Here is a 10,032-nt window from a genome sequence, read left to right as displayed (position 1 = left end):
ATGAGCGGTGACTATAGCAGAGACAGCTTCGACACCCTGAGAAGCTTCGCAGGGGTGTTTCTTCAGCAAGGCCGGGCGGTTTTGGACAGTGACTGGAATGAATTGGTCGAGATGTTCGACCGCCGCATCCGTGCCGGAACCGTGGATACGATCGGACGCGCGGTGGTGCCGCGCGAGACCGAGCTGGCTTTTGAGATACAGCTCACCCCTACCGGGTTCGAGTTCGGGCGCGGCAGGCTCTATCTCGACGGGATGAATTGCGAATCCTTCGGGTTTGCCGATTTCGACGGAACCGATCCAACCCGCCCGGCACCGGTATTCGACCGGGCGCGGCCGGGTACGGATGGGCCAGAGGGGGTGCTGGACGAGATGATTTCGCCTCCGGCCGGCGATTTTACCGGCTATTTCTCGCAACCCTATTGGCCCGTATCCGATCCGCTGCCCGCGGACGGGCCGTATCTGGTCTATCTGGTGGCCTGGCAGCGCGAGGTGACGCCGACCGAGATGCCGGGGCTGCTCGATCCTGCGCTGGGGGGGCTCGACACCACCACCCGCTGGCAGACCGTGTGGCAGGTGCGGGTGCTGCCGAACCTGGATGATGACGCGACCTGTGCGACGCCCGACGAGGAGTTGCCGGGTTGGGTCGAGGAAATCGCGCCCTCCACCGCGCGGCTGACCAATGGCACCGTTGATGTGGACGACCCCGAAGATCCCTGTCTGGTGCCGCCGACCGAAGGCTATTCCGGTGTCGAGAATCAGTTCTATCGCGTGGAAATCCATGGACTCGCCGCCGATTTCGATCCCGACGATACACCCACACAGGGCGACTGGCGGTTCAAGTTCAGCCGTGAAAACGCTTCGGTCCGCGCTGCCGTGACCGAGATCGCGGCGGATGGGGAATCCGTCACCGTGGCGCGGATCGGACGCGACGAGGTGCTGAGCTTTGCCCCCGGCGACTGGGTGGAACTGACCGACGATCACCGCGAACTGAACCACCGCTCGGGCCAGATGCTGCGGGTGGCGGATGTGGATGCGGAAACCCGAGAGGTCGAGTTCGAAAGCGCGGTCGAGGCCGATCTGGTGCCCACCGGCGTCGATGACGACACGTTGGCGAACCGCCACACACGGCTGGTCCGCTGGGACCAGCGCGGGGTGATCCGGCTGGATGACGGCACCGAGTGGGAGGATCTGGACGATCCGGGCTCGGACGGGCTGATCCCGGTGCCCCCCGATAACCGCGCCATTCTGCTGGAAAGCGGTATCACCGTCAGTTTCGACACCGCCGCCGGGCCCGGGACCTGGCGCGAGATGGATCACTGGCGCTTTGCCGCGCGCACGGCGGGCACCCAGATCGAGATCATCACCGATGCACCGCCCGATGGTGTGCAGCGCCACTACACGCGGCTGGCCGTGGTCACACCCGCTGCGGCGGGTGTGGCGGGCCAGGTGCTGGATTGCCGGACCTTCTGGCCGCCGGAATTCGAGGCGGGCGAGGGCTGTGCCTGCACCGTCTGCGTCACCGCCGATGAACACAATTCCGGCGCCCTGACCATTCAGGACGCGATAGATCAGGTCGAACCGCTGGGCGGATCCGTCTGTCTGGATGCGGGTATCTACACCCTGACCGAACCCGTGCAGATCAACGCCCGCGTGGCGATCCGGCTGGTGGGGCAGGGGCTGGGCACCATCCTGACCTATCAGGGGCCGGGTGGGGCCATACAGGTCCAGGGCTCGGTCGATATCCGGTTGGAGCGCTTTACTGTGCTGGCCGCCCCTGCGCCCGATCCAGCGGGCAACCTGCTGCCGGTCCACGGGGTGGCAGCGGTCGATACCTCGCTGCTGGCGCTACGTCGGATTGCTGTGCTGGTGGCCTCGCCGAACCCCGAGGACAGTTTCGATTTCGGCATCGCGCTGGATGGAATGCAGATGGCCACCAAGATCGAGGAATGCGTCTCGATTGCGCCGCATGCGCTGGGCTCGCGTTCGTCATACGGGCTGGATGAGGATGGCGACCTGCAATTCGTGGCCTTTGCCGAGTTGCGGGTGCTCGACAGCATCCTGTTCGGCGGGCGGATCGCGGTGCGGTTCGACCGCTCGGCGCTCAATATCGCGGCGGCGCGGCTGGCACGGAACATGGTGCTCTCGCTTCGCAGCGGGGTACAGATCAACTGGGCCGAGATTCCGGCCGCCTCGCTTGCCATCGACGGTTCGACCCTGATCGCCGACCGCACGGCACTGATCCTGTCGGCAGGCACCATGCGGGTGCAGGATTGCGAGATTTCCGGCGGTGACGGTGTTGGCAACGGTATCGCGTTGGCGCCCAATATCCTGCCCAACACATTGACGGACGCGCAGATCGTCGGGAACACGATTTTCGATCTCGGCGGCGCGGGCATTCGCATCGCGGGTCAGCACGACACGGTGTTCATCAAGCGCAACATCATCCGCGATTGCGGCGAGGCTGGCATCACGGTCGAGCCGGATGCCTCGATCCGGCATCTGGCCATCGACAACAATTCGATCAACCGTATAGGCCAGTCCACGGGCCGGGATTTCGCGGTGGGCGTACTGGTGATCGGGGTCGAGACCGGGCAGGTCATCGGCAACTCGGTGCGCGATGTGGGCAACGAGGGCGGCTCGGGCCAGACATATGCCGGGATCGCCGCACAGGGCAGCGGCAGCCTGGACATCTCATCCAACGTGGTCGCGGAAATCGGCCGGGGTCAGCCCGAGACGACCTGTGCGGGTATTCTGGCCATGCCGCCCTTTATCGGGCTCACAATCGGGTCGAACCGGGTCTTTGGCGAGCTGTCGCGCGGCGATGATCTGACCGACTGGCGGGCGATCAGAGTGGGGCAGACCGTGCAACCCGATATCGGTGTCATCGGGCGGCTAACGCTCGGCTACCTTGCGGCTTTGCCGGGACGCGCACCTGCGGCGCATATCCATTTCCGCGTCGGTGATGAGCTTTGGGCGGCGTCGGAAAACCGGTTCCGCATCGTTGCGCCTTCGGTGCCATCGGTGATTTCCGTACGCGGCAATCAAGCCCGCGCGGCGCAGCAAACCGTGGGTTCGATTGTCTGGGTGTTCAGCAACGGCGCACGATCCATCGGGTTTTCGGACAATCAGGTCGACCTGCAAAGCGGCGGAGGGCTGAGCGAGGTAGTGCTGGTCGCCGGGCAGCGTCTGAACGTGTCCTCGAACTCGGTCAGCCACAGCACCGACGCCAACTCGATGCGGTTGTTTGCCGGTGCAAACGGCGCGGCGGCGGTGCTGGGCAACGTCACAACGTCGGGCATCGCGCTGAACAACGGGCCGATACCGGCGCCGTTCAACGCGCTCAACCTGATGAACTGAGGAAAGGAGGCTGCGATGTCGACCACACGGATCGTCAAACTGGGCCGCGAACGGACGCTGAGCACGCTGGCCCGCAAGGTTTTCGAGATCGGTACCGGGGCAGGGTCGCGGGACCTGCTGCGCCGGGCCGAGGCGGCGCTTCTGGCCGCCAACCCCCGCTTGCGCAGCGCCGACGGGTTCCGAACCGGGGCCAGCATCGTGGTCCCGGCCGTGGCCGGGTTGCGCCCGACAGGCGTGGTCATCCGCGCTGATCTGGGGGGCGATGCATTGGGCGTTGAGGCCGAGTTGCGGCTACAAGTGGCCGCCAGCCGGGTTGAGGACGCGTTCCAGACCGCTGCAGTGGATCGCAAGCAAACGCAGGAGAGGATCAGCGACAGGAATTTTGCCGCAGAAGCGCGCCGGGCCCTGCCAGAGACCCGCGATCATATCGCCAAAACGCTTGAGCGGTTCGAGCGCGATGAACAAACCGAAACGGAGGCGCGCGAGCGGATGTTGAAAAACATAGATGCAGCGACCGAGGCTCTGGCGACGCTGAACAAGATGGTGCCGCAACCTCGCCGCCGCTGATGCGGGTTAGGTCTCGGCGATGATTGCCTCAAAGGCTTGGATCAGACCCGGGGCGGATGCCAGAATGCTGCTGCCCGAGGTGACGAACTCAGCCGTCGGCGCGGCGCGCACGATGCCCCCGGCCTCGGCGATTATGACCATTGCGGCGAAGGCATCCCAGGCGTTCAGGTGCTGCTCGAAATAGCCTTCGGCCCGGCCTGTCGCCACGGCCAGCAGGCTGATCGCCGCGGACCCGTTGCGGCGATATTCCAATCCGCCTTCGAGAACTCTGCCAATGATCGCCAGATGATCGCTGAGGGGACGGCGGTTGGACCAGCCCAAAAGCAAAAGCGCCCTGTCCGGCTGGTGACAATCCGAGACGCCGATGGGCGCGCCATTCATCCACGCCCCACCGCCTTGGGCGGCCCATACGTGCATGTTCAGGTCCGGCGCACAGACCACGCCGCAGAGGATTTCGTCACCGTGGCAATAGGCGATGCACACGCCCCAATCCGGCAGACCACGCATGTAATTTGCGGTGCCGTCGATAGGATCCACAACCCAAAGCCCCTCACCCTCGCCGGTCACTCCATCTTCTTCCCCCAGCATGGCGTCTTCGGGATAGGTTTCGGCAATACGGGTGCGGATCAGTCGTTCCACGGCGCGGTCGGCGAGGGTGACGAAATCCTGCCGGCCTTTTTCAGAGATGAAATCCGCATCCCGTTCATCGCGCAGCTTTACGGCCAGCGCGGCAGCCTCTTGCGCCAGGTCCTTGGCAAACTCGAGGCGGCTCATCAAAGGATCTGTCATGGGTTTGCAGTCAACCTCGGTTTGAAAATCCAACGTCTGGACCACGTTGATGAAGAACACAAACCTGAACGGAGGTACAAGAAAAATCCACGGTTGTAAGCGTGGCACCTTGCCGTCTGGCCCCAAACCCGGCGCTCATTTGGCGGGTCTTGTTTGAATTTTTTAGGGCTTATTGACAAAGCTGCATCCGTAAATGACGTTGATGCCCGGTCAGGCAGGTTGAAATGTGTGGAGCGGTTCACCTTCAGCGTTTCTGCGCCGAAAAGTAACTCGCTGGAGGCATTGCATGGATACCGGTCTGTCGAAGAACCCAATTGATCACTTGCATCACCGGGCTGCCGCTCGTTCGGCCGAGTTCATCGAGGCGCAGGGCGCCACATCGCTTATCTTTCCGCGTAAGCAGCGGTTGTGGCCTTGGCTGGCGACGCAGATTCCGACGGAAGGGATCATGATGGAATGTGGGGTGTTCAAGGGTCGGTCGATCAACGCTATGGCCAGGTTGTTTCCGAACAGAACGCTCCACGGATTTGACAGTTTCGAGGGTCTGTCCGAGGGATGGGTTGGTGTCGATCTTGGCGCAGGCGCGTTTGATCTGAAAGGTAACCTGCCGGAAGTTGAGAGCAACGTGACGCTGACCAAAGGTTGGGTTGACGACACGCTGCCGCCCTTTTTTGAAAAGGAACAGGGCGACATTGCCTATCTGCACGTGGATACGGACACGTACTCGCCGGCAAAGACAATTCTAGGCCTCGCCAAGTCGCGCTTCAAGAAAGGCACGATCGTGCTGTTTGACGAGCTGATCGGATACCCCTTCTGGGAAGACGGCGAGTATAAGGCCCTGACCGAGGAGCTACCGCGCGAGCGTTACGAATACATCGCGTTTTCGCAGATGCAGGCGGCCATCCGTATTCTTGAGTGAATAAAGGGAACGCTGATCCTTCAGGCGTAACGTCAGGCAGCGTTTCCGGCATGAATCTCCCACGCAAATGGAATTTTCGTCAGTTCCGGCGCGGCATGCTGCAGCAGGTCCGAGTTGGCCTGGTTGGAATACCTGTAATCCAGGGGCAGGCGGGCGGACCGCGCGCACAACTCCCGGTCGTTGAAGGGCGACAGATAGAAGTTTTCCAGTTGGCCGAACAGCGACACGCCCAGATTGGGCAGGTTGTGCTCCAGAAACGCCATGTCGATGTATTTCTCCTGCGCGTCCGTCGGCAGTTGATCACACCAGACATTGAACAGCGGCAGCCACTTTCTGATGAAGTCGACGGTGAACCTGCCGCCGCCGACAAACAGGCTTCTTTTCAAACCAAATTTGCGGTTCAGCTTTCTGTGTGTGCGATCACCGGTCCGCCAATGCGCCGCCCGCAGAATTTCCATGACGTTGCCAAGCATGACGATTTCGTCCGAGCCCAGATCGCCCCAAAGGTTCTTGTTATGCGTCTGTGGCGGGGGCACCGCAAAGCCCGTGGTGAGGCTATAGTCACGGGTTCGGTCCGAGACGGCTTGCTCGCTGAAATCCTCCCCTGCCTGGTGATGCTCCAGTTTGACCCGGAACGCTTTCGCCAACCCTTGCGCTGATCGGAAATCGACCCGGCTGTTGCGGTTGTGGGTCTGGGTGAAGTAGCGGGCTATGTCCTTCAGGGCCGGTTTGGCGCAGGCCAGCAGGTTGCGCGAGTCGTTGCCTCCGCTCAGCGGAAGCGCAGCGCGGTCCGAGATTGCAATGCCCCGGATGATCTGCGTCAGGCGAGTCTGAATAGCGGCGATTTCGGCCGGGGCATCGGACATCGGTATATCCGCCAGCTCTCCTTCGCGGGGCCAGAACCGGTGTTGCTTCATGTCTGAAATGCTCAGGTAATGGTTGGCGGTCAGGCTTTTGGCAAAACGGTCCCGGGTATGCCCAAAGGGCAGCCGGTGCTCTCCGGTCAGCGCGAGCTTGTAGTCCACTTCGCCGTTTTCGACGATGTCCCGCGTCAGGCACATCAGCAGTGTCGCGCCAACCTGGCCCGTTTTCGGGTCGAACACGCAAGAATAGCTGCTGGACGCGTCACCATAGACCCGCTGCTCCTCGCCGTTTTGCAGCAGCAGAAGGTATCGGCCTGCCAAACCGATCACGAACTCTTCCATCCGAGCCCAGAAATCCGGTGCCGAGGCGGTGATGCCCGCGACCTCGCGGTCGCGCACCCGTTCGCCTTGCGCGTCGATGGCCACGCCCAGGCAATAGCCGATGATGGTGCCATCGGTATCTCTCAGTTCCGCTGCAGCCAGCTTGCGAGAGCAGGACAGGACTTTGTCACCGAAGGGCCTCGGGATCAGTCCAAATCGTCCGGGATATGCCTGCGGGCCCAGCGTGAACTGGAACGCAAACAGGCCGTCGGCCGAAATGCGTCGCTTATCACATTCCCGCAAGCCCAGCGGGAGAGGCTGGGCTTTCGCTTTGGGGTTTTCGTCTGACACCAGGATTGACCTTTTTGACTTGACGCAATCGCACCTGAGGCTCAGGCAACGTCCTGATTTTTCAGAAAGCTCTGCAGGAACCGGCGGACCGAGCGTTCGGATTTCGGATCTTCCATGATCTGCTCGCGTCCGAGAAGCCGGTTAACGGCATGATCGTTGTCCTTCGCGATCACTCGTGCAATTACGCCCGGAACCAGTCGTGCAGATACCAGTGCCTTGGCAAATCCCACTTTGATGTCTGGTCGCTCCACATCCTCGTCTTCAGGCGGAATGCACCAGGTTTTTTCAAACAGCATCATGATGTAATCCAGCACCTCTTCATACGGGTGGCGGCGATCCGGCTTGTACGGTTGGCGGAACACATCGGTGATGATTTCGTACGAGGGCCAGTAGTGCAGGTATCCTTCCTCCTGCTTTTCCCGAATGACCTCGTCGATTGCAACGCGCAGAACCCCTTTGGAAACCGAGTTCGAGGTGATGCACGAGTTGTTGCGGAACGTGGCCAGCAACGGGATCGGAGAAAGGGTGTAGATGATCTTGGCGTCGGGGCGGTGCTTGCGGATCAGATCGTAGATCGCCCGCAGGTTTTCCTTGTTTTCCTCGACGGTGCTGACCCGGAATTTGTGCCGTTTCGGATCATAGCTTTCCTTGGGAATGGTGCGCCAGAAGACGTTGCCGGTCGGTTCATCATACCAGATTTCCGACAGACCAAAGGTCAGGATGAACACATCCGTATTGTCGAAGATCTCTTTGGTGGTCGCCTGCACCTCGGAGTCATAGCCGTATTCCTCGGCCTTGTACCCGTGCCACAGGGGTTGATCGAATACCTTGTTTTCCCAGGCCCATTCGAACTGCTGCCGGATCACAAAGGAATTGACCATCCCCTCGCCGCAGCCCACGACATAGGCGCGTTTGGCATTCTTGTCCTTGTTGAGAACATTGTAGTTTCTCTGAGACAGGTAGTTCGAGATGTTGGCGGCAAAGCAGCTGCCAAAGGCGGTGATCTGTGTTTCCGGCGTGATGATGGGTGCCTCAGGCTTCCAACCATGCAGCACATATTTGTCCATCGCATCTTCGCTCAGAAGGTGCCCCAGTTGCGGGTTTCCGTTGGTGTACTCTCCGCGGAACCAGGTTCTGAACTCTGCCGAATCCTTAGTGGTCACCTGAAATTTGAGAGCCGAAGCTTTGCGATTGCTCATTGCCTGCGTTCACCTTTAATCTTGCAACTTTTGGGCACGCATTCCGCGTGTGATGCCAAGCCCGAATCGGGCCCGGACGCGCCGTTTCAGATCGTCGCGCACCCTAGCCATCCGGGCGATTGTTTTCAACAAGCCACCAAAAACAGGATTTTCGGGTTTTTGTGTGGCGTAGTGATGAGAATAGCGTGACGTTTTGGTCTTTGTTCAAGGGGTGAGGGCGCCCGCCTGCAACTCGACGAGAATCACGCTTCGGCGGCCTCCAACGCTGTACGCGCGAGCGTTTCGCTGGCCTTCAGGTCGCGGTTGCGAAAAGCGGTGTCCAGTTCGGCCAGCCGCGCCTTTGGATCGTCGCCCGAATTTGACCTCAGCTGTTTTGCAATCGCAATGCGAGCCGGGGCGACAAACCGGGAATAGAGTTGTGAGATCTTGTGTCCTGCGCGCAGTTCACCTGTCGCCTTGTCCAGCAGGTCCATCGCAGCGGCGAAATCCTTTCCCTGCGCTTTCTTGTTTGCCTCTTTCAGCATGCGCCCAGCGCGCACCGCCTCGGGTTGGGCGCATTTGTCCTGCTGGGCGCGCAGCAGCTTTTTGCGCTGATCCATCACCTGTCGCACCGTGCTGGTGTATTTGCCGCCTTCCAGCAGCTTGGTGCTGAGTTCCGCGCAAGTCCGACGGGCAGAGTTCAACTGCTGCATGGCAGCCGCTTCATCGGGCAGGGCGGCCCGAGCGGCGCGGGTCTGTTCCACGCACTCCGCCAGTTCCCGTTTGAAGCCGCGCGCGGCGGGCAGTTTCCGCAGGCCGGTGATCGTCGCAGTCACCTGCGCATAGGCTTTGTTGAAATCCTTCGGCGCCTCCTCCGGCACCAGCTTGTCCACCAGTTCCAACCCCTTGGTGCCCACCTTCAACTCGGTCCGCGCCTTGCGCAGCATCAGCGTGGCGCCGACCCAGTTGTCGCTTTTGGTGAAATTGCCGGCATCGTTCATCATCTCACGGACCTCGGCAATCACCGGTGCCGCCTTGCCACCGCCGGGCGCTTGGGATTCCAGGCGGCCGATTTCAGTCTCTATCTCGGTCTGAAGTCGGGTGAATTCGACGCCCCGGGCGGCCTCCATCATCATCGCCGTGTGCCGGTGATCCTGTGCTTCGCAGGCGGCCAGCGCCTGGCGTATATCGCCACGTGTCTCGGCGGTCTGGCGGCGTTTTTCGTCCGCCTCCATCCGTTGCAGGTACTCCTCGATCGCAATGGCGCCGCCTGTGCGGCGGTGGTGGCGGGTCTGGGACAGGCGGGTCGCGAATTTGCGCTGTTCGGTGGCGTAAAGCACCGCCGTGTCGATATCGCGGTCCAACGCGCGGGCGGCGCCCGCCTGTTGTTGCAGGGTTTTTGCGGCCGATGCCTTGTCTCCGCTGGCGGCCTGCTTTTTCGACTCGGCAACTGCGGCAGAGACCACCGAGATTGTCTTTGACAGCAGCTTGGCCACCAGAGGCGACTTGGACCGGGCGCGCGCCACCAGCTTTTCGCTTTCTTCCAGCAACTCCTCGAACCCGCTCTTGTCGTCGGGCGCAGGGGTGTCGGGCGCAACAGAGGCCAGATCGAACTTGTCCACGAATGCCTTCTGAGCCGCGTTCAACATCTGTTGTGACTCCCCCGCCACTGCTGTTTCGATATTGT

Annotated in this window: 7 protein-coding genes; 3 read left to right on the top strand and 4 right to left on the bottom strand. The window is 61.4% G+C overall.

Annotation, left to right across the window (positions count from 1 at the left end; genetic code table 11):
• Both GOX53_RS07555 and GOX53_RS07550 read left to right on the top strand, forming a co-directional pair.
• On the top strand, nt 1-3,357 hold the full coding sequence (locus tag GOX53_RS07555; RefSeq protein WP_171174987.1) for a DUF6519 domain-containing protein: 3,357 nt from the start codon (nt 1-3) through the stop codon (nt 3,355-3,357).
• A 15-nt stretch (nt 3,358-3,372) separates the two neighbouring features.
• Entirely contained in the window at nt 3,373-3,924 is a 552-nt protein-coding gene (locus GOX53_RS07550; protein WP_171174985.1) for a hypothetical protein, read from the top strand.
• Between the two features lie 6 nt (nt 3,925-3,930).
• On the opposite strand, the gene GOX53_RS07545 is transcribed toward GOX53_RS07550, so the two are convergent.
• Nucleotides 3,931-4,698 (bottom strand): inositol monophosphatase family protein, encoded by a 768-nt coding sequence (locus GOX53_RS07545; RefSeq protein ID WP_171174983.1) that lies wholly within the window; start codon nt 4,696-4,698, stop codon nt 3,931-3,933.
• A 301-nt stretch (nt 4,699-4,999) separates the two neighbouring features.
• Here GOX53_RS07545 and GOX53_RS07540 point away from each other — a divergent pair, with 301 nt between their 5' ends.
• Entirely contained in the window at nt 5,000-5,632 is a 633-nt protein-coding gene (locus GOX53_RS07540; RefSeq protein ID WP_171174981.1) for a class I SAM-dependent methyltransferase, read from the top strand.
• A gap of 32 nt (nt 5,633-5,664) precedes the next feature.
• On the opposite strand, the gene GOX53_RS07535 is transcribed toward GOX53_RS07540, so the two are convergent.
• From GOX53_RS07535 to GOX53_RS07525, 3 genes are all read right to left on the bottom strand, one after another.
• Nucleotides 5,665-7,167: a hypothetical protein gene (locus GOX53_RS07535; RefSeq protein WP_171174979.1), complete on the bottom strand. Its 1,503-nt coding sequence runs from the start codon at nt 7,165-7,167 to the stop codon at nt 5,665-5,667.
• Nucleotides 7,168-7,208: 41 nt separating this feature from the next.
• Nucleotides 7,209-8,366: a GSCFA domain-containing protein gene (locus GOX53_RS07530; protein WP_171174977.1), complete on the bottom strand. Its 1,158-nt coding sequence runs from the start codon at nt 8,364-8,366 to the stop codon at nt 7,209-7,211.
• A gap of 242 nt (nt 8,367-8,608) precedes the next feature.
• Complete coding sequence (locus GOX53_RS07525) at nt 8,609-9,994, bottom strand: hypothetical protein (protein WP_171174975.1); 1,386 nt, start codon at nt 9,992-9,994, stop codon at nt 8,609-8,611.
• Nucleotides 9,995-10,032 lie beyond the last annotated feature (38 nt).

The organism is Ruegeria sp. HKCCD8929 (assembly GCF_013031405.1).
Lineage (GTDB): Bacteria > Pseudomonadota > Alphaproteobacteria > Rhodobacterales > Rhodobacteraceae > Ruegeria.
This window is presented reverse-complemented; position numbering and strand designations above follow the sequence as displayed.